Annotated in this window: 16 protein-coding genes and 1 tRNA gene; 5 read left to right on the top strand and 12 right to left on the bottom strand. The window is 61.5% G+C overall.

The genetic code is table 11. The features are described from left to right. Positions 1–56: 56 nt before the first annotated feature. From VGB22_07105 to hisS, 10 genes are all read right to left on the bottom strand, one after another. Positions 57–965, bottom strand: coding sequence for an SDR family oxidoreductase (locus VGB22_07105; protein ID HEX9751032.1), 909 nt, complete (start codon positions 963–965; stop codon positions 57–59). Then, a complete protein-coding gene (locus VGB22_07100) occupies positions 962–1,726 on the bottom strand; it encodes a sugar phosphate nucleotidyltransferase (GenBank protein ID HEX9751031.1) in 765 nt (254 codons plus the stop codon). Before VGB22_07100 ends, VGB22_07105 begins: the two co-directional genes overlap by 4 nt. A gap of 505 nt (positions 1,727–2,231) precedes the next feature. Beyond that, positions 2,232–2,308 (bottom strand) — tRNA-Met (locus tag VGB22_07095). A gap of 173 nt (positions 2,309–2,481) precedes the next feature. Then, on the bottom strand, positions 2,482–3,084 hold the full coding sequence (locus tag VGB22_07090) for a SprT-like domain-containing protein (protein ID HEX9751030.1): 603 nt from the start codon (positions 3,082–3,084) through the stop codon (positions 2,482–2,484). Between the two features lie 33 nt (positions 3,085–3,117). Then, positions 3,118–4,398 carry a hemolysin family protein gene (locus VGB22_07085; GenBank protein ID HEX9751029.1) on the bottom strand — a complete coding sequence of 427 codons (1,281 nt, stop codon included), beginning with the start codon at positions 4,396–4,398 and terminating at the stop codon, positions 3,118–3,120. Positions 4,399–4,406: 8 nt separating this feature from the next. Next, complete coding sequence (gene ybeY / locus VGB22_07080) at positions 4,407–4,856, bottom strand: rRNA maturation RNase YbeY (GenBank protein ID HEX9751028.1); 450 nt, start codon at positions 4,854–4,856, stop codon at positions 4,407–4,409. Between the two features lie 128 nt (positions 4,857–4,984). After that, positions 4,985–7,333, bottom strand: a complete 2,349-nt coding sequence (locus tag VGB22_07075) for an HDIG domain-containing protein (GenBank protein HEX9751027.1) — start codon at positions 7,331–7,333, stop codon at positions 4,985–4,987. 81 nt (positions 7,334–7,414) lie between these two features. Further along, a complete protein-coding gene (locus VGB22_07070; GenBank protein ID HEX9751026.1) occupies positions 7,415–8,497 on the bottom strand; it encodes a PhoH family protein in 1,083 nt (360 codons plus the stop codon). 555 nt (positions 8,498–9,052) lie between these two features. Beyond that, the gene (gene aspS, locus VGB22_07065) at positions 9,053–10,873 is read right to left on the bottom strand and encodes an aspartate--tRNA ligase (protein HEX9751025.1); all 1,821 of its coding nucleotides are present in this window, start codon (positions 10,871–10,873) and stop codon (positions 9,053–9,055) included. 155 nt (positions 10,874–11,028) lie between these two features. After that, positions 11,029–12,312, bottom strand: coding sequence for a histidine--tRNA ligase (gene hisS / locus VGB22_07060; GenBank protein ID HEX9751024.1), 1,284 nt, complete (start codon positions 12,310–12,312; stop codon positions 11,029–11,031). Positions 12,313–12,625: 313 nt separating this feature from the next. On the opposite strand from hisS, the gene VGB22_07055 reads away from it, so the two are divergent. The 3 genes from VGB22_07055 to VGB22_07045 all read left to right on the top strand — a co-directional run bounded on the left by VGB22_07055 (position 12,626) and on the right by VGB22_07045 (position 15,536). Then, a complete protein-coding gene (locus tag VGB22_07055) occupies positions 12,626–12,793 on the top strand; it encodes a hypothetical protein (protein HEX9751023.1) in 168 nt (55 codons plus the stop codon). Between the two features lie 171 nt (positions 12,794–12,964). After that, positions 12,965–13,147 carry a hypothetical protein gene (locus tag VGB22_07050; GenBank protein HEX9751022.1) on the top strand — a complete coding sequence of 61 codons (183 nt, stop codon included), beginning with the start codon at positions 12,965–12,967 and terminating at the stop codon, positions 13,145–13,147. Between the two features lie 151 nt (positions 13,148–13,298). After that, complete coding sequence (locus VGB22_07045; protein HEX9751021.1) at positions 13,299–15,536, top strand: M48 family metalloprotease; 2,238 nt, start codon at positions 13,299–13,301, stop codon at positions 15,534–15,536. 33 nt (positions 15,537–15,569) lie between these two features. On the opposite strand, the gene VGB22_07040 is transcribed toward VGB22_07045, so the two are convergent. Continuing rightward, on the bottom strand, positions 15,570–16,661 hold the full coding sequence (locus VGB22_07040) for an ABC transporter ATP-binding protein (protein ID HEX9751020.1): 1,092 nt from the start codon (positions 16,659–16,661) through the stop codon (positions 15,570–15,572). A 125-nt stretch (positions 16,662–16,786) separates the two neighbouring features. Between VGB22_07040 and VGB22_07035 the strand changes: the two genes are divergently transcribed. Both VGB22_07035 and VGB22_07030 read left to right on the top strand, forming a co-directional pair. After that, positions 16,787–17,443, top strand: a complete 657-nt coding sequence (locus tag VGB22_07035) for a hypothetical protein (protein HEX9751019.1) — start codon at positions 16,787–16,789, stop codon at positions 17,441–17,443. A gap of 522 nt (positions 17,444–17,965) precedes the next feature. Then, positions 17,966–18,940 carry a hypothetical protein gene (locus VGB22_07030; protein ID HEX9751018.1) on the top strand — a complete coding sequence of 325 codons (975 nt, stop codon included), beginning with the start codon at positions 17,966–17,968 and terminating at the stop codon, positions 18,938–18,940. A gap of 313 nt (positions 18,941–19,253) precedes the next feature. On the opposite strand, the gene VGB22_07025 is transcribed toward VGB22_07030, so the two are convergent. Further along, positions 19,254–21,368, bottom strand: coding sequence for an acetate--CoA ligase family protein (locus VGB22_07025; GenBank protein HEX9751017.1), 2,115 nt, complete (start codon positions 21,366–21,368; stop codon positions 19,254–19,256). Positions 21,369–21,522: the final 154 nt, after the last annotated feature.

Genomic DNA, 21,522 nt, shown 5'->3' with positions numbered 1-21,522 from the left:
AAACTGCCCTGGGTGATTGACGGGGCGGTTTGTGTTTATGCGACTCTGTTGCAACTTTACGCCGACAATCCCCCGTCGACGGCGATGCGCTGGCCGGTGATGTAGGCGGAGCGGTCGGAGCACAGAAACGTCACGAGATGGGCGACATCCTCGGGACGGCCGTAGCGTTGTGCGGGAATGTGTTCGATCTCTGCGCGTTTGCGAAACGTTTTCGCTTGCGGGTCGTCAGGACCATTGGAACGGCACCCCGGTCGTTCGATGAGGCCGGGGCAAACACAATTAGCGGTGACATTGTGGTCGGCGTTCTCACGCGCCAATGTCCGGGTCAACGCGACCAATCCGGACTGGCCAATGTCGCTATACGCGTGCGCCTGGTACTGCGACGGCGCGATAGGATCGGTGATCAGCACGATGCGTCCGAAACGTCGCTGCCGCATGGGATTGATCACCTCGCGCACCAGACGGTAGACCAAGTCAAGATGTCTGTGCGCACACTCATCCCATTGACGGTTGTGCATCTGATGAAGCGGCGTGCGATCGTGCGATTCATTCCCACTGACGACATACACGAGAATGTCGATCTGTCCGAAGCGTTCGTAAACCTGCCCCGCCCCCCAAAGCGGACCTTCGGCCATTCCGTGTGATCGTGTCTCGGGGTCGGTCATGTTGCCGGTGGGCATGGCGTTGGTGCCGAATGATTCGATGACCGCGCTGAGCGTCTCGGCGGTGTTGGATCCGGGCACGGCGTCGAAAGCGATCCGCGCGCCGTGCTGCGCCAGCGTCGTGGCGATTGCCCGGCCGATGGCATTGCGGACGCCGCAGACCAGCGCCACTTTTGCATGCAGCGCGCCATGAACTTCTGCGGGTGTGCGCGGCGAATCGCCTGTCATTCCCAATCGATCAGCGCGCCCGGGCAATTCGCGCACATACGACGGACACGATGACGTCACAGACGCCGTGCTCACAGTGTCACCTCCCGTTTTGGCGATTGCGACGATGGCACTTTCGATTCGGATCTCGTCATCACCGTTTCGAATCGATTCGGCTGTTCGGCGATCAACTGCTGCGCCGCTTCGTAGTCGTCGGCGCGGCCGATATCGAGCCAGAGCCCTGAATGATCGTGCGTGACGACGCGGCATCCGTGGCGCAACAGCTTCAGCACCAGGTCGGGAAAGTCCATGCGCGCGCCTTTCGGAATGAGCTCCAGCGCCGTGCGCGAAAACGCGTAGATGCCGGTGGAGACACGCAAGGGAAACGTCGGCTTTTCCAGGTATCCGCAGACGATGCCGTCAGCGCCGCATTCGATGACGCCGTATTCGGAATGCACACGCCGTTGGACCGTCGCGATGGAGAGATCGCGCGCGGGAGCAGCGTGGGCGTGTTCATTTAAGAATGCCGTCAGATCGACGTCGCAGAGGACGTCGCCATTGGCGACGAGAAAGTGTTCGGGCAGTCTGTCGTCCAATGCCCGCAACGGCCCGACGGTACCGAGCGGTTCGTCTTCACGAGCATAAGTGATGTGCACGCCGAATCGCGAACCGTCGCCGAAGTACGCTTCGATCAATCCTGCCAGGTGTCCGACGGCGACGATCAACTGCGAGAATCCGGCTCGGGCGAGTTGGCCGACCAGAATCTCCAGAATCGGACGGTCGCCGACCGGCATCAACGGCTTTGGGAACGACGTCGTGTACGGGCGCAGACGCGTCCCGCGACCGCCGGCGAGAATCACTGCGGTGTGGGATCGGTTGCGCCCTTGGGCGCGATGTGAGGGAGCATCGACTCTCGTCAGAGGGTCCTCGTCGTTTCAACAGCGTTCGTCTGACCCAAACTCATGTCCAGAGTCCGGCAGTACGGCCGTTGCATGACGAGGCAATACAGAACGAAGATGATGACGGCCATAAACAGCCAGAACCCGATTCCAGACCCCTGCTTTTGTTTCATCCTGCCCCCACTCAGATTGTCGTCGTTGCGTGGTCCATCCCGCACGGGCCGAGGACCCTCTCCCGGGGTGGTGCCGACCTTGCACAGGTGATCAAAACTTGTGCCGGTAATGGGAGATGTCCGATGGAAGGGCTAACTGTTTTGGGGTCAGTGTGTTACGAGCCAATCAGAGCAGAGCCGATTTCCAAATGGCCAGACGATGCGGAAAGATTGAACGGGTCAGGCGGGAAAGGATTTCCCGCTCGGTCTCATAGCAGTCGATGATCGGATGTCGAGAATCCACCGGGCGATGGTAGCGGAGCAGGGACTCGAACCCCGGACACGCGGATTATGATTCCGCTGCTCTAACCAACTGAGCTACTCCGCCACACGGTGCCGAACCCATCCCGATGGGTCTGGCGATCCAAGAGTAGCGTAATCGACCCGAGGGAGTCAAGACGGGCGGCAATCCGCTGCTGGGCAACCGAGATGAGTCAGCGGGCATTGCCGGTCTCGCCGTCTTGTGGTTCGCCCTTGCCGGAGACAAGCGGAACAAGTCGCTCACCACGAGTCGAAGAGGTCGCCGTTGGCACGAAGCTTTCGGTGTCGTGGAGATGGACGTTGCCGAGCGGTGAGCGGACGGCGGGCGGCCAGACGCGACGCCGGTTCTCGCAGGACCAGTTCAAATCTCGGGTCGATCCGTCGGGGGCAGCAGCGCCCGCAATACAGCCGTTCACGCCGGGAGCGGGGAAAGAGGGTTCGGCAGTTGGGGCAGATGTAGACATACCGTGCGCGCGGATGCAGCCCGTCGTATTCGCGACAATGCAGCGATGCGCCGACCCGTCGCGCCTCGGCCGCGAAGACGGCATCGTGGCGGTGAAAGACGAGATGGATCATCTCGTGCTTGAGCGTGTCGTCGATCTCCTCGGGGAAATGCAGGTGATACAGTCGTGACAGCGTGATGATGCGATGTTCGTAGTCGCAACTGCCGGCGATGCGCATACGCAATGACCAGCGCACGATTGCAGGCGGCAGAGTCCCGTCAAAGTGGACGGCATTGAATTGAGCGAAGCGCCCTGCCAGTTCGGCTTCGTCGGGGAGTAGAATCGGCTTGGGGGCGAAGAGATCGACCTGTGACGGTTGTCGGGAGCGTGGTCGAACCATACGGCGGTAATTCAACCAGAAAAGACTCAAGTGTCAATCTTCGCGCACGGGCGACTCGGGTTTGGGTTCGGGGCGTTTCTCGACCCGCACGCGCCGGATCCGCTGCCCGTCCATTTCCTCGACGGTAAACTCCAGACCGAAGTCGGAGACGGTCTGTCCGCGTTGCGGGACACCGCCGACGCGGTCGTAGATCAGCCCGCCGACTGTTTCGAAGTCGTCCTCGGGCAGCTCGACCTCAAAGAGATCGGCGACGTCTTCGAGCGGCACGACGCCGTCGGCGCGTACGCTCATGTTATCGAGTCGCTCGATGGCCTGATGGCGGGCATCGTGTTCGTCTTCGATCTCGCCGACGATTTCCTCGAGAATGTCCTCCATCGTGACCAGTCCGGCGGTACCGCCGAATTCATCGACGACGATGGCGATGTGTGTCTTAGTGCGCTTGAATTCTTCAAGCAGAGCATCGACACGCTTCGTTTCCGGGACAAAGAATGCGCGCCGTGCCAAGGTGGCCGGTTCGGGCGGTGTGTCGGAATGGTCGGCGCAGAAGACGTCCTTTGCGTAGAGGATGCCGACGATCGTGTCGATGTCTTTGTCGTACACCGGCAGCCGTGAGTGTCCCGAAGCGCGCACCAGTCGCCGGACCTTGTCCATCGAGTCGTGCGCCTCGACTGCGACGATGTTGATGCGCGGGACCATGACCTCACGGACCTCAGTGTCTTCGAGGCCGATGACGCCCTGAATCATGCGGCGTTCGTCTTCCTCGATGACCGGTTCATCGAGTCCGGCCGACTCAGCCAGCGAATCGATGGCATGCTCGACGATCTCCTCGCGGTCGGTGAACCGTTCCTGCGGCGTCCGGCGCCGATGCAGCGGGCGTGTCAGTGCCAGCACCGGACGAAATCCCCACCAGAGCAGCGCCAGCCATGCCAGACGCGGGTTCTCGCCGCCGTTGTTGCTGTCGGGAATCGACGCGCGCGGCAGAATCTCGCCGACCCAGATGCGCAAGAGCCAGACGGCAATCAGCCCGACGACCACAAACGGCGGCCCCGGCCACTCCAACTGTCGCGCCCAGCGGGGCACCATCCAGACGACGATCACAACGACCGCCAGAAACATCAACGACTTAAACAGCGTGGCCGCCAGCAGGATCTCGCGCGGGTTCCGTGTGAGCGTTTCGACGAATCGCGCGCGGTGCCCGCGCAGTTGTGTCGTTGTGATCTCGTGATCGGCCATCGTGAAGAGCTGAACTCCCGCCGATGCCGCGGCGTAGATCGCACCCAGCAAGAGGGCGATCGCGCCGGCGGTCACCAGCATTTCGAGAATCACGAACCGTGCCCCTGTCCGTTGCGATGCGCGATCAATCCACTCATCCGCAGATACTTCCGCTCGGCGCGTACCATCCGGTCGCGATCCGGGGCTGTGTGGTGATCGTATCCCAGCAGATGCAGACAACCGTGCACCGCCAACCGCACCAGCTCGTCGGCGATCGTGCCGCCATGCCCGGCGCGCCATCGGCGCGCGTGATCGTAGTTGCAGTACACCTCGCCGACCAGGCGGTCGGTATGGACTGGAGCTCCTGCTGCCAGGGGAAACGAGAGCACGTCGGTCGGGCGGTTCCTGCAACGGTAGCGACGATTCAGTTCGTGCATGACCGGATCATCGACGATGACCACTCCGATTCGCCCAGACGCGTTCTCACCGCGACCGACGCGACGCAGCGCCGCAACAAGCTCGTCGGCGGGAATCCGCACGCGCGGGATTCCGCGCGCCACGGTGACACGCCATGGTATCGACCGGGATCGGCGGCCGGGCCTCGGGACGGGATCGTTGGATTCGGAACGAGGAGATGACATCGACTGTGGCCGATCGGTTTGACTGTGACGCGCGGCCAATATAGCGGTCAAACGGGTGAACGTCGTACGTTTCCGGTGCGCTCCGGCTCGACCGGGATCGTGCCCGGGGCCGGAGTATCACGCAACCCCTGCTCCTCATCGGGGCCCGCGTCGCTTTCGGGTTCGGCCACGTCCAGTCCCAATTGCGCCGGGTACTTGACCCGCTGATGGAACACGCCACCGAGTATCTTCAGGAAACTCTCTTCGATCAGATGCAGATCGCGCAGGGTCAGGTTGCATTCCTCCAGTTGTCCCGCCAGGAACTTGTCTTCGATCACCTTTTTGATCGCCGCGCGCAGACGCGCCGGTTTGGGATCATCGAGCGTGCGGCTGACCGCCTCGACCGAATCGGCCAGCATCAGAATCGCCGTCTCGCGCGACTGCGGCTTGGGACCGGGATATCGGAACTCCTCTTCGGAGGCGTCGGGGTCGTGCGCTTTGGCCTTATGGAAGAAGTACGCCATGGTCGTCGTGCCGTGATGCTGCTCGATGAAATCGATGACCGCGTCGGGCAGATCGTACTCCAGCGCCAGCTCTTTTCCTTGTTTGACGTGCGATTCCAAAACGAGCGCGCTCATCGACGGCGTCAGTTTTTCATGGCGGCTTTTGTAGTGCGGGTGGTTCTCGGCGAAATACTCCGGCTTTTCCATCTTGCCGATGTCGTGAAAGTACGCGCCGACTCGTGCCAGCAGCGGATTGGCGCCGATCGCTTCGGCCGCGGATTCCGCCAGACTGCCGATTACGATCGAATGGTGGTAGGTCCCGGGCGCTTCCAATGACAGACGCCGCAGCAGCGGATGATTCAGATTGGAGAGCTCCAACAACGTCAGATCGGTCGTGAAGCCAAAGAGCGATTCGAAGACCGGCAATACGCCGACGGCGACGACCGCGCCGCTGACAGCATTGACCAGTCCGAACCCGACGGCGTTCAGCAATTGCTCGCCGGGAGTGTAACGCAGCGCTTCCACCAGCGCGATGACCACGATATAGACGCAGGCGCCGTACAGCGCCGGACGGTAGAAATCGTAGCGCCGGCGCACCGTGCGTACGGTGTACGCGGTGATCATGCCGGCGCTGAAACCGACCAGGAAGACGGTGTAGTCGTAGCCGGTCACAATTCCCACCAGCAGTGAGAGAAAGACCGTCGAGACCAGCCCCGTTCCCAGATCGAAGAGAATGGTGACAAGGATCGCGGCAAAGGGAATCGGGATCAGATACAGCGCCGGTCCGTCGGCGGCGGAGGCAAAGCGTGTCGCCAAAAGGATGGCGGTCCAGATGACCGCCAGGGCGAAGGGCGGGCCCAGGCGCTTGAGATACCGCGGCCGGAAATAGCGAAAGTGCACCACGACCGCGACGACACAGAACGCCGCGAAGACGATGCGCGCCGCGTACGGCAGCCAGCGAATGATCGCGCGTTCTTCTTCGATCTGCGCCGCGCGCGAGAGCGCCAGCGCGCGCAAGCGCTCGGCGTGCGCCGCGGTCACGCGTTCGTGTTTGGCGACGATGCGTTCGCCGCGGAAGATGCGGACTTTGTAGGGACGCACATCGGCGAGCGCCGCCTGACGGCGCGCTTCGGTGGTCTCGTGGTTGTAGCGGAGGTTGGGGGTGACGATCTCTCCGACGACGGCCAGCAGCGTGGCACGTTCGAGAGAATCGACACCGGGAATCTCCGCCAGTTCATTCGCCAGGCGGGTCCGCGCACCCTTGAGGTCGAGTATCTGTTCGCGCTGCAGCGGCAGATCGCCGCGCGCCTCGCGAGTCACCATGACAAATTGGCTCTGGGATGCAGGCAAATAACGGTTGTCGGGGAAAATACCGGAGGCGTACATCCGACGGATTACATCCTCGACGGTAAACCGCAAAGCCAGCCAGCCGCCGCCGGTGCGCGGCGTCGACAATCCGCTCAAATCCAGCCAGGGGAATTGTTCGGCGAGCCGTTCCGCTTTGAGTTTCAAGGATATCTTCGACTCGGCCATGCGTTCGGCGTAGTCGAAGAAGAGCGTCGTGGTGCGCTGGACCGAATCGGCGACCGATTGGTCGTAACTGAGCACCGGCGGCGTCTCTGTCAAGATGCGACGGCGCTCGTCATCGAGTTCCTCCTGCGACTTTAAGACCGGGAAATCGAACGGCGCAATGATGTCGGCGGTGGCGATGTCGCCCTCGCGCGGAAAATCGGGGGGGACGAACAGGTCGGGGCGCGGAAACAAAAAGACCGATAGCGCCACGACAGCCAGTCCGAGCGCGACACCGATGCCGATGCGCCAGCGGCGAGCGGTCTGTGTGTCTTCGAAGCGCTCCCACCGCGCCCGGACTCGGGCGGTGATGGCGCGTCGGATTCGCAGCAACGATTGCAACATCGTCAGTCTCTCAGTATCGGCAGCCCAGCGGGCATCGTCAGGGTGCTTGTGACACCCGCGTCAAACCATCCATGTCGCGTGTTACGGCCGGGATTGCAGCGAGGTTGAGGGCGCGGTCCGTGTCCCGAAGGGCGCCTTGCGATGGGGACGACGGACCGGGCTGGACGGAAGGCCGTTGGTGCCGTTGGAAAGATCCGCCCCGGCGGCGCGCAACGCCTGTTCGTGACGGTCGAAGGCGCGGACGATCTCGCCCACCAGTCGATGCCGCACGATATCGCGTTCGGTCAGCCGCACGAAAGCCACCCCTTTAATCCCCGAAAGAATCTTTTCGACCAAAAGCAGGCCCGAAGCGGCCGGATTGTCCAGATCGATTTGCGTAATGTCGCCGGTGACCACCGCCTTGGAACGCTCGCCCAGACGGGTCAAAAACATCTTCATCTGCCCGGCGGTCGTGTTTTGCGCTTCATCGAGAATGACAAAGGCGTTGTTGAGCGTGCGCCCGCGCATAAACGCCAACGGCGCGATCTCGATCGTGTTGTTCTCCAGCATGCGGTGCATTTTGTCGGTCGGCATCATGTCGTACATGGCATCATAGACCGGCCGCAGGTACGGGTCGACCTTGGCGCGCATGTCTCCCGGCAGGAAGCCGAGCGATTCGCCCGCCTCGACCGCCGGACGGGCCAAGACGATGCGGTTGACCAGCTTGGCTTTCAGTTCGGCGACCGCCATGGCGACCGCAAGGTATGTCTTTCCCGTGCCGGCGGGACCGATGGCGATAGTCAGATCGTAGTTCTCGATCGCTTCAAGGTACTCCTTCTGCCCCAACGTCTTGGCAGTGATCTTAAAGCGCGTTCCACCCGGCGCGGCGGCTTCGAGTTGCGCTGAGGGCCCCTCCTGCCCCTCGCCGATGATCGTCATCGCGTAGTGCAAATAACGCTCGGAGAGTTCGCCGGTCTTGGCGATGTGGGTCATCAGGTCGTCAATGAGCCGCGCGACCGAATCCACATCTTCGGGCTTGCCGACGGCGATGATCTCTTCGCCGCGCGCGGTCAGCGCCACGCCGAAACGCGCCTCGATCAGCGGCAAAAAGACACCATGCCGCCCGAGCAACACGCGCGGGTCGCATCCTTCAATCGAAATGATTCGCTGGCTGGGTTTACTCAAAGCGTATCAGACAATTCTCACCGGGATCGGGCTGTATGATGTCTTACTCAGGTAATATCGGACTGTTCGCCCGCGATGTAATCGCCCCCGCTTGTCGCGTCATTGTCCTGCGGATGGGAATATACGCGGCCGAGGAGGTTTGGGCGGGGAAATGTGGCAGGGCGTTGGCGCATGTATCCCATGCGTTTGGGGCTCAGAGAGTTACGCCGTATGAAATGGAGGTCGTGGGGGCGCCCTCACACTGCGCTCAGGACAAGCAATTCATTGCGCCCATCCATGGGGTTCGATGGATCGACGTTCTACGGATTCCGCATGTTCGTGCCCCACCCTCCGACGGGGATTCCGCCACCAGGGTGCGGGCACACAGCTCGCGATGTCGTCGCGGGCACCCGGCCAATAGACACTCATGCTCTTTGCGTACGTGCATCTGTGCAATCCCACAGCTAAGCATGATTCGTCAACAAGTCAGGGTGTGTTCTGCCACCTGACGGGGGCAGGCCAGACGAGGACGTCTGGCCTGCACAGGAACAAGACGTCCGCCCCACTCATTCGCCGTCACTTGCCGCTGATTTCTATCCCCAGCTCCGCCAACTGATGCGGGTCGACGGATGACGGGGAGCCATCCATCAGCGATTGCGCCTGCGTGGTCTTGGGGAAGGCGATGACTTCGCGGATCGAGTCGCAGCCGCACAACAGCGCGACCACGCGGTCGAAGCCGAGCGCGATGCCGCCGTGCGGCGGGGCGCCGTACTTGAAGGACTCCAATAGAAAACCGAACATCCGTTCGGCGCGGTCATCGTCGATGCCCAAGGCGTTGAGCACGCGCTTTTGCAGGTCGGCGCGGTAGTTGCGCATGCCGCCGGAAGCAAGCTCGACACCGTTGAGCACCAAGTCGTATTGGTGGCCGCGAATCTGTTCCCACGGGTGACGCGGATCGCCGCCGGGAATGTCGGTCGAAAAGCCCGCCTCGAGCTTGGGCAGGTCTTCCTCGAAGGGATGCGTGACGATGTTGTGCATGGCATCGTAGCGACCGGCTTCGGCGTTGTATTCGAAGAGCGGGAATGAATGCACCCAGGTGAATGCCCATTTGCCGGGACGGATGTGGCCGAGTTCTCGCGCGATGCGGATGCGCAGTTGCCCCAGCGCCTTGCGACAGGTCCTCACATCGGCGGCGACCATGAGCACTGCATCGCCGACGCGCGCCTCGGTCGCGCCGGTGATTTTGTCGAGTGATTCCGGCGAGAGGAACTTCGCGATCGGCGATTTGACCCCTTCTTCCTGATATAAGATGTAGGCGAGCCCCGCCGCGCCTTCGGCTTTGACCAGCTCTTCCAAATCGCTGATCTGCTTGCGTGAGAGGTTGGCCCATGCCGGCGCTCTGATAGCGGCGACGCGCCCGCCATTGGCGACCGTGTCATCGAACACGCGAAATCCGGAGCCCTTGACTGAGTCGTTGAGCGTGACAATCGGCAGATCGTAACGCAGGTCGGGCTTGTCGATGCCGTAGGTGTCCATTGACTCGTCGAAGGTCATCCGTCCGAACGGCGTGATGACGTCGACGTCGAGGACTTTGCGGAACACGTGCTTCATTAATCCCTCGACGACGGCGAAGACGTCGTCGGGAGTGACGAAGGTCATCTCCAGATCGATTTGCGTGTGTTCGGGCTGACGGTCGGCGCGTAAGTCTTCATCGCGCAGGCAGCGGGCCAGTTGGAAGTAGCGGTCGAAACCGGAGACCATCAATATCTGCTTCATCAACTGCGGCGACTGCGGCAGCGCGTAGAAGCGGCCTTTGTGGACGCGCGACGGCACGATATAGTCGCGCGCGCCCTCGGGGGTGGAACGCATCAAGAGCGGTGTTTCGATTTCGAGGAAATGCTGGCTGCTGAGATATTCGCGTGTCGCCAGCGCGGCATCGTGTCGCACGTGCAAGCGTTGCTGCAACGGTTTGCGGCGCAGATCGAGATAACGGTACTTCAGGCGCAAGTCTTCGGAGGCGTTGGTGTCGTCGACGATTTCAAACGGCGGCGTCTCGGCGCGGTTGAGGATGACGAGTCGTGATACGGCGACTTCGATTTGTCCGGTCGGCAGTTTGCTGTTCTCGGTTCCGGCCGGACGTAGCTGGACTGTGCCTTCGATGCCGATCACGCTCTCGGCGCGCAACGCCGAGGCGGTGTCCATCATCGCGGCGTCGACATGTTCGGGATGAAAGACGATCTGCGTGATGCCGTAGCGGTCGCGCAGATCGATGAAGAGCAGTCCGCCGAGGTTGCGCCAGCGCGCGACCCAGCCGTTGAGACGCACAGTCTGTCCCGTGTGCTCGGCACGCAGTTGCCCGCAGGTGTGGGTGCGTTTGATGGCTTCGATGGGGAGCATGGGCGATCTAACACCGATCGTGCACGCCGCGCGTCCTCGCGTGGCGGAGTGAAGTCACATTGAATCCACCATAGTCACAGAGCCGGCCAGCCGTTCCCCGCCAGCGTGGGTTGCGCCAGGCGAGGACGCCTGGCGTCCACACACCTTGTGCCACCCTACACCGCAAATGTCCCTTGTGTCCACTTTGTATGATCGGCATCGATATCGGTTTGTTCCGATGTGTCCATGCGGCGCAGCGTGAATCGGCCGCGGGCGATTTCATCATCGCCGACAATCAGAACATAGCGCGCGCCCGACCTGTCGGCGTCCTTCATTTGCGCCTTCAGGCCGCGCCCCAGGAAGTCACGGTCGGCTGAGAATCCCAGCGTGCGAATCGCCGCCAGGATATGCGCCGCGCGCGTCTGCGCCTGTTCGCCGAGCGTGCAGACGAAAACATCGAGCGGCGGCGATGCATTGGGAGGGGCGCCCGCCATCTCCCGCACATCGAGGATCCGCTCCCAGCCCGCCGCAAAGCCGACCGCGGGGGTCGGCGGGCCGTCGTACAATTCGACCAAGCGGTCGTAGCGTCCGCCGCCCAACAACGAATCCTGCGCACCCAGCCGGCTCGATTTGATCTCAAACGTTGTGCGCGTGTAATAATCCAGGCCGCGCACCATGCGCACATCGATCTCGTAGGGGATGCCCAACGATTTCAATGACGAGCGGACAGTATCGAAGTGTGACCGGTCATCGTCCGTCAGGTATCCATCGATGGTCGGCGCCCTGGCAATCAGGCGTAAACACGATTCCTTCTTGCAGTCGAAGATGCGCAAGGGATTGGTCGCGGCGCGGCGGATGCAGTCGTCGCAGAGTTTGGTCCGCACATCATCGCGTCCGAGATAGTCGCGCAGTGCCGCATTATGCGCATTGCGGGCATCGGCATCGCCGATGGAGTTGAGGATCAGTGAGAACTCGCCGACTCCGAGGTCGCGCAATGTCGCTTCGGCGAGCGTGATGATCTCGACATCGGCGGCGGGCAATGCCGACCCGACCAGCTCGGCGCCGTATTGATGGAACTGGCGCAGCCGTCCTTTCTGTGGACGTTCGGCGCGAAACATCGGCCCGGAGTAGAACAGTTTCCAGACCGGGCGCTGGGCGCCCAGACTGGCTTCGAGATAGGCGCGTACCGCCGAGGGCGTGCCCTCGGGCCTTAGCGTGATCGAGCGGTCGCCGCGGTCGGTGAAGGTGTACATTTCCTTTTGCACGATGTCGGTGCTGGCGCCGGTTCCTTTTTCGAAGAGGCCGGTCGGCTCCATGATCGGGGTGCGAATCTCCCCGAAACCGAATCGCCGCATCGTGGCGCGGACGATCGCTTCCGCGTGCGTCCAGCGCGCCGATTCCTCGGGCAGCAGATCGGCGGTGCCCAGGAGCTTTTGGAATCCGTCTCGCATGACGCGCATGATACGTCAATTGTCCCGAATTTTCGTCTGTGTTGTGTCCGTGCAACAGAACGCCCCGGACACGCCGGAGCCGGCAGACGACCGACGATACTGTCGCGTGCCGGTGCGCGGAGTCAATCGGGAAAATGACGCGCACGATCACAGGGTCACGATTTTGCTCACGCAATTCGGCGACGGTACGTATTTGACATAGGAAGACCGTCGCCTCACCGTCAAGCCAGCAAGCCGATCTTCCCGATCGTTGACGCGTGCGGGGAAGGAACCCTCACCACCTCCTCGTGATGGCCATAGATCGCCGGTACGGAGGTGTGCGATGGAACGGAACCGACGGCCCGCGAAGTTTTGCTGGCATCCGCTGGCGCTCCAGCAACTCCCGCCCAATCGATTGGTGAGCGTCGTCGATCATATTCTGGCGGGACACCTGACATTGACACCGCTGGGCCTGCCGCGAACCGGCCCGGAGACCCGGCCGAAACGTTGAGTCCGGCCGGCACCGACCGGGAGTCGTGCCCGAATCGCTGTATAGCATCACCTCGCCCCGATTTACCGGGATTTCAACTTGGCTTAATCGGGGCTCCATCAACAACGGGCTTTCTGACGCACGATGGTTCCAACGGTTGTCGAATCGGTTTCCGACAAAGGGAGGGCCACCGTGTCCGAATCCCGCCGTGCCCCCAACAAGATGTACTGGCATCCGCTGTCGTTGCAGCAGTTGGCGCCGGGTCATTTCTCACGCGTTGTCAATTCGATCCTCAGCGAGCGTCTAATGCTGATTTCTTCATGGCCAAAGCGCCACGGTGCCAGGGTCGAACGCGGCGCGGCGCCGCGCTCTTAGACCCCCCCGCAGCGCGCCGTTGTCAGAATAGACGGGTGATTCTCCATTGCAATTGCCCGTTCCGCACACGGTGTCATAGATTGCCGTTGTGAACGGGTGGGCTATTCGACATTTCTCACACGGGGCAGTTTGGGGAGCGGCGATGTTGCTGGTGACGCTCCTAACGGCGCCGATTGGCGGGTCCTGTCACGCCCAGGATGCGGCCACTGCCGCGCACGATACCGCCATCGCGACCGCAGATGATCCCGGCTGGGGAGAGATGACTCCGGAACGCCGCGCGGAGGCGATCGCATACTCGACCACCAGGAACATCTTCTACTTTGTCACTTTTGCGTATTCGGCGCTGGTACTGCTGGTCATTCTCTACACCGGGTTTGCCGCACGCATGCTGGCGTGGGCCGAACGCGTCGGGCGCCGTCGTTTCTTCACGATGCTGATCTTTCTTTTGCTCTTCATGGCCGTGTCCGAGGCGGCCTCGCTGCCGTTGACCTACTACCTCGGTTATGTGCTCGAGCATCAGTATGAACTGTCCAACCAGACGGTCGGGGCATTCATGCTCGACTGGGCCAAGGGCTTTGGGGTTTCGTTCGTACTCCTGGCTGTTTTTGTCTGGATTCTCTATGCGCTGATCCGTCGTTGTCCCAAAAGCTGGTGGGCCTGGGTCGGCGTGGTCTCGGTGCCGATCCTGTTTTTCCTGATTGTTCTTTCTCCCCTGATCATCACGCCGCTTTTCTACAAGCAAAGCCCGATGGACGAAGGTCCGCTGAAGACCCGGATTCTGGATTTGGCGTCCCGGTCGGGGATCGACGAGTCGCGCGTCTTCGTGCTCGACGCTTCGCGGGAAACCAAGAAGCTCAACGCCTATGTCACCGGACTGCGCAAGACCAAGCGCATCGTGCTCTTCGACAACCTGATCGCGACCATGTCGCCCGACGAGGTTCTCTTTGTCGTGGGGCATGAAATGGGACACTACGTGCTGAATCACGTCTGGATCGGGTTCGGAATCGCCGTGATGATGCTGTTTATCTTTGCGTACCTCATTCACCGCTACATGACAAGGATCATTGCCATGCACACCGAGCGTTTCGGGTTCGATCGCCTGTCGAGCTATGCCAGTTTGCCGTTGATTGCGCTGTTTCTCAGCGTTTGCAGCTTCCTCAGCGAGCCGCTGGTCAACGGTTTCGGCCGACACATCGAGCATCAGGCGGACATCTTTGGTTTGGAGGCGACACGCAACGCGGCGGCCGCGGAGGGCGCATTCGAAAAGCTCGCCAGCGCCAATCTGGCCAATCCCGATCCGCATCCGTTCATACGATTCTGGCGATACAGCCACCCGACGCTCTCCGAGCGTGTTCGCTTCGCACGGGCCTTTCAAGGCGGGGGCGAATCGGGCGGATCGGGGGCGGCACCGATCGATTCGCTCGCATTTCCCGGCGAGACCCACCTGCGCAACATCCGTCAGTTGACGTTTGGCGGACAAAACGCTGAGGCGTATTTCAACAGCACCGGCGACCGGTTGATTTTTCAGACCACGCGCGACGGCTACGACTGCGACCGAATTTTCAGTATGAACATCGACGGCGGCGACGTCCGGCAGGTTTCGGTTCCGGGCGGCGTCACCACATGTTCGTTCTTCGCGCCCGATGGGAAGCGCGTCATCTACTGCTCGACGTATCTGGTCGATGATTCGTGCCCGCCCAAGCCGGATCGGTCGCAGGGGTATGTCTGGGCCTTGTACGAAGGATTCGACGTCTTTTCGGTCAATCCCGACGGCTCGGACATCAAGCGCCTGACGACGACGCCGGGCTACGATGCCGAGGCGGTCTACTCGCCGGACGGCTCGAAGATACTGTTCACGTCCGTGCGCGACGGCGATCTGGAGTTGTATACGATGAATCCGGACGGCTCGAACGTCATCCGTTTGACCCACGAGGTGGGTTACGACGGCGGCGCATTCTTTTCCGCTGATGGCAGCAAGATCTGCTACCGCGCCAGCCGTCCCGCCGATTCCGCTGAGGCGGCCGACTACCGGGGCCTGCTGAAGCAGGGGTTGATCCGTCCCGGCAAACTGGAGTTGTACGTCATGGACGCCGATGGCAGCAGCAAGACGAAGATCACCGACTTTGCGGCAGCCAGTTTCTGTCCGTATTTCCATCCCGACGGCAAACGACTGATCTTTGCGTCAAACATGGACGATCCGCACGGTCGCAACTTTGACTTGTACATCATCAACATCGACGGCTCCGGGCTGCGGCGGATCACGACCAACGAGACTTTCGACGGTTTTCCCATGTTCAATCACGACGGGACCAAACTGGTCTGGGCGTCGAATCGCAACAACTCAGAACCGTACGAGACGAACGTCTTTATCGCCGAATGGGTGGATTGACCGGTCTGGAAACGGCCATCGGTCATGGCGATCTTAAAGGTAGACGAGCAGTCGCTCCGGGGCGATCCGGCAGTGAACCGTCGAACCGGGAGTGACCGGGAGATCCATCGGCCAGTGGGCGACCCATGGGTCCGTCGCGGGTGCGGCCAATGCGATCCGCCGGACATGCTCGGTGACCGTCACCTGCAGACAAGTTGTGCTCACTCCATTGGGCGCATCGGGCGGCTCGTTGCCGGCGGGGAGCACATCCGCCGGACGGAATAGTGCCCGCACGTGTTCACCCTCGGCAAACTGACGGCCGTTTCCAGACCGGCCGATCCAGCGTCGCCCGTTGGCCTTAAACTCGATAACGCCGCCGCGCAGTTGTGTGACGGTGCCGTTCATACTGTTGGCGTAACCGAGGAACTCCGCGGTTTCGGAGTCGGCCGGATTGTTGAGCAGTTCGGGCGGCGCGCCGCACTGCCGCAGAACGCCGTTGATCAAGATCCCCAGACGATCGCAAACAGACAACGCTTCATCGCGATCGTGCGTGACGAGGATCGTCGGTATGCCGCGTTCTCGCACCAGTCTGGCGACATGGTCACGCAAACGTCCGCGCAACGGCGGATCCAGATCGGAGAAGGGTTCATCCAACAGAAGCGCCTGAGGTTCAAAGACCAGCGCACGGGCCAGTGCGGCACGCTGCGCCTCGCCCCCGGAGAGAAGTCTGGCCGGGCGATCCGCTCGATCGGATAAACCAAATTCCCTGAGCAACCGGTCGACAGCGATGGCGGTTCGGTGTGGGGGCCACCGCTGCGCCCGACAGGGAAATGCCACATTCTCGGCGAGCGTCATCCAATCATACAGTCGGTGATCCTGATAGACATTGGCGAAACGTCGTTGTTGCGGCGGCCGATTGCCCAGATCGGTGCCGTCGAAACGAACGACGCCGGTCGAAGCAATCAGTCCGGTCAGCGCGGCCAGAATCGACGATTTCCCCGCGCCGGAGGGACCGATGATCCCGAGAATCGTCCCGCCGCCGACTTCAAAACTGACGTCGTTGACAGCCGTGTACCCGCCGTAGCGGACGAACAGATTGCCGACGGTCAGCGACACGCGGGCGTTTTTCGACGATGGTGTCGCCATGTCATCGGGAATGTACGCCACTGGCCGATATGAGACTGCACCGCGTTTGGATTCGTCGGTGTATCAACCGATATTGCGTGAGGAGCGGGTTATAACCCTGAGGGGTTGAGATGATGCGATATTCCATGATTCGATACGTCGTTGCGGCACTCGTCGCGGCCGGCGCCGCGAGGGCCGAGACCACGAAATCGGCGTCACCGGCGAACGCCGGCCCCGTGACCCTGGAGCTACGGATTGCGGCTGATGCGTCCGGCTGTCCGCAGTCGCTGGAATGTTGGCTTTTGTCCTCGCCCGATTCGATCGCCGGTATCGAAGCACTGCTGACCTGGGATCGTCCCGATCTGTTCTCCTTCCAGCGTCCGGATTCACTCCGGTTCAACAGCGCTGCGCCCGTGCACCGCGACGATTCGGCGACGGCCCCGCTGCGCGCGCTGTCAGGCACCGAGCTGCGTTGTGACACCAGCGGCGGACTGCTGTCGGAGTGGGAGTATGTCGGCGCCAGCAGCCCGAATCTGTTCACGGCAAAAGTCACGCTGCTGTCGCAGATGATAGCGCAAGATTCTGTAGTCGCCAAAGCGTTGCCGCCTCTCAGCCGCGGACTGCTGTTCAGGTTGCCGCTGACAGCGAAGCCGTCGGTAGCAGGCATCGTGTCGCGCTCCGATAGCGCGATCGTGCGATTTGAACCGATGGGGACGTTTGTGGCCAATACTCGCGGAGAGTTGTACAACCCGGTGATCACACGCTCGACCAGTGCGACACAAGAAAAGTGCAAAGGCTATTGATGAACAAAGATTTAATCGAGGGGCCATGGACGGCCGTCAATTCGCGTAACTCACAGTGTGTCAATGTATTGTGGGCATTCGGCCCGGCTGTGTGTGCTGCGTTAAGTGTCGATGGCGTCGCGACGCTTCAGTTTTGCGTCCCAACCGCTTGACAATTGCCAATCTTCCTGCTAATTATGGTCAATGACTGGTGGGCTGAGGTGAAAATGCCGGGCCCCAATACCTCTTTTTTTCTGCCTAGGACGTCAAGCGAGACTTGACGGATGAAGTAACGGGAGTTGCAGCCATTTAAAACTGCGCACGGTTTGTCGGACCGATTCAAGCTCAGGTCGTTGTGGTGATTTCGGCGCTCGAGCGATGCGTTCATCGGTTCGATAAACGATAACAGACGCAGGTCCACAAGGTGTGGGACCACCTTGAGGGCGACCGCGCCTCGGGTCGCGGACGTGCCCACATGCGACAGGTCCATGCGCATGCGACCGGATGCAACGCCGTAGGTCCCTCAACTGCAAGGAGTAGTCCATGCCCCGTAACAACTGGATCCAGATGCTCGGGATCGTTGCCGTCTTGATCGTGTGCGCCGCGCTAATCCCGGCATCGGCGGAGGCCACAATCATCCGCACGGGCGAGGATACGACGATCTATCATGACACGGTTCTGACGGTCGACATCGGCGATACGCTGGGCTCGCCGGGAACCGGTGTGCCGGTCTCGGTCATCCTGGACAACCTGACGGACTCCGTCCAGGGATTTCAGTTGTCGATCACGCTCTCGCGTCCGGACCTGATGGTGTATGAATCGGACACGATCGCGACCACCTGCTACGAATGCGCCAATCCCCCGGTGTGCGATGAGATCATCGAGGAGGCGTGCACTCTGGCGGTGGTGCCGTCCACGACCCAGGGAACACTTGTCCAACAGTGGGACTTCACCCAGGCAAACACGTTCGGCGGTCTGAACATCCGCTTGACCGGAATCGCCGACGTCGACGGCGACCAGTACCCGCTGCCGATCGTGCCCTTCGTGCAGGGTGTGCTGATCAAGGTCATCGGTCAAATGGCCTGTGAGATCCCCGACTCGGATTCCGATCGTGTGGTGACGTTCGACATCAATACGGTCGGCACCTATTTTTCCGACACCAAGGGGAAGGTCATCCCGGGGAATGATTCGGTCTATTACGGCATGCCCGACACGACGATCGTGAATCCCGATACGACGCTGCTATTCGACTCGCTCGTTGTCTATGAACGGCGCATTCGCATTCAGGACGGCACCGTTACAGTGCCCTATTCGCTGATCGGCGACGTGGATCACAACGGCGTATTCAATGTCTTTGATGTCGTCTACCTTGTCTCGACGGCATTCCGCAACGGAGCGGCGCCGTGTCCGTTCGCGGTGGGCGATCTCAATTGCGACGGGACCATCAACGTCTTCGATGTCGTGGCGCTCGTCAACCATGTCTTCCGTGCCGGACCGCAGCCGCTCCCGTGCTCGTAGCGGCATCGGCGTCACGGAATTGTCATTCGCCTGTTTTGAAGTGTTGACAGAATCGGCAATCGCCGGTAATTTGCATCTGGTCGGGAAACCCAAATCTGATGTCTGTCGGTCCCTCAGCCCGCATTCACGTCAATCAAGGGATGGGGACAACCGATAATCCGAGTCCCTCGGGAGGGCAGCTTTCCATGGCCCAGGTAGTGCTTTCCAAATAACCCTGCAAGCAGTACCGGGAAGTTGTTCTCCCCTAAGATCGGCAAACGGCCCCTCACGCGAGGGGCCGTTTGATTGATGGCAATGAGGGAGGAATTGCCGATTACACCGAGTCTGCGAAGAGGATGCGGGCGTCGATGGCGCAACTGGTCTCCCCGGCCGGAGTCACCACAAAAGGATTGATGTCCAGCTCGTGCAGGCATGGCATCCCGGAGACCAATTGCGATATGGCGACGAGCGCATCGAGCAGGGGATTTAAATCGCATGGCGGCGCGCCTCGGTATCCGGTCAACAGTTTGTATCCCTTCAGCGACTCGACCATTTCCCGGGCATCCTCCCGCGTGACCGGCGGCAGTCGAAAGGCGATGTCGCGGACGACTTCGATAAAAACCCCCCCGAGTCCGCACATCACCAGCGGGCCGAACTTGGGATCGCGCACCATGCCCAGCGCCATTTCGACTCCGCCGTCCACCATCGCCTGCACCGCGATGCGCGGATGCATCAGCTTGCTCTTCTGCGCGCGCATGATCAGTTGGGCGTAGTGCCGGGTCACCTCGTCGGCCGTACGAATATCGACGATCACGCCGCCGATTTCCGTCTTGTGGGTGAGTCCATCGGCTTCCAGCTTCAGTACGACCGGATATCCCAATGATTCGGCGATTGAGACCGCTGCGGTGGGGTCGGCCGCGGTTCGCAGCGGGGCAGTCGGAATGCCCGCCATCGCCAGCACCTCCCCGGCGGTTTGTCCGGAGAGCTGCTGTGTGCCGGCTGCGGCCAGTTCCGTGAGTTTTCGCCTTGCCTGCTCGACACGGTCGGGGACCGGGCCGGCGCCGCGCGCCGGACGGGCGCGCCACACGTTGTACTTGTGCATCATCCGATAGACGTTGGCGATTTCTTCAGGAAAGGTATAAACCGGGATTCCGGCGCTCTTCAGACGCGCGGAACCTGCCATGCCCTCGCCCGGGCCCATGAAGCAGGCCAGCAGCGGCTTGTCGGTGCCGCCGCGCGCGTCGATGATCGCTTCGGCCACCGCCAGTTCATCGATCATCACCGGCGGCACGAAGATGCAGATGAGTGCGTCGACATTGGCGTCGGCGAACAAGGCATCCAGCGCCATGCGATAGTCCTTGCCGTCGGCCGAGGCGATCATGTCGACCGGATTGCCGGTGGCGGCCGCCGCCGGAAGGTTCGCCCGTAGCGTGGCGACCGTCTTGTCCGCCAGCGTCGCCATTTCCAGCCCGGAGTTGACCGCCGCATCGGTCGCCAGGATTCCGGGACCGCCGGCATTGGTAAGAATCGCCACACGGTTTCCCCGGGGGACCGGCTGACGGTCCATCGCCAGCGCCAGATCGAAGAGCTCCTCCATCGATTCGACCCGCAGCACGCCGCATTGGTCAAAGAGCGCATCGACGCCGATGTCGTGCCCGGCCATCGCCCCGGTGTGCGAGATGGTCGCCCGCGCCCCGGCGAAGGTCTTGCCCGACTTGACCGCGATGATCGGCTTGCTGCGCGAGACCTCGCGCGCAATGCGGGTGAACGATTCCGCATCGCCGAAGCTTTCGAGATACAGCAGGATGATTTGCGTGTCGGGATCGTCGCGCCAGTATGACAGCAGCGTGTTGCCGGAGACATCGGTCTTGTTGCCGACCGAGGCGAACATCGAAAAGCCGATGCCCAACCGTCGCGCGTGATTGAGAATCGCCTCGCCCAGCGCCCCCGACTGCGACATGAAGCCGATCCGGCCCGGCAACGGCGGCGTGCGCGCAAAAGTCGCATTCAGCGAGACCGACTCATTGGTGTTGATGACGCCAAAGCAATTGGGACCGATCAGGCGCATCTTGTAGTGACGGCAGCGCTCCATGATCCGGTCTTCGAGCGCCGCGCCCTCAGCTCCGGTCTCGCGAAACCCGGCGGTGATGATGACGATCCCGCCGACACCCTTCTGCCCGCATTCCTCGACAATTCCCAAAACCAGATCGCGGCGCACGACGATCATCGCCAGATCGACCGGATCGGGAATGTCGAGCACCGATGGGTAGCACTTAATCGAGTGGATGTATTGTGCGGTCGGGTTGACCGGGAAGATTTTGCCTTTGAAATCGAAGGCGATGAGGTTGTGGGTCAGCTCGCGCCCGATGGTCCCCGGACGGCTGGTCGCACCGATGACCGCCACCGAACGGGGTTTGAAAATCTTGTCGAGTCCTTCGGGCGTATTCATGTCACGATTCATCTGCCTTGGGAGGGCGCGGTTTTACCGAACCTCGCTTTAGGCTCGGCAGAACCCTCGCCCTCCCAAAACCAACCAAGGGCCAAAATACGACGGAAGCGCGTCAGTTGTGGAGTGGAGAAGTGCGGTGTTGACAATTGTTGTC

Source organism: Candidatus Zixiibacteriota bacterium (genome assembly GCA_036397555.1).
In the GTDB taxonomy this organism is placed as follows: domain Bacteria; phylum Zixibacteria; class MSB-5A5; order WJJR01; family WJJR01; genus DATKYL01.
The sequence above is the reverse complement of the archived record's forward strand: the minus strand, read 5'-3'. Positions and strand labels throughout refer to the sequence as shown.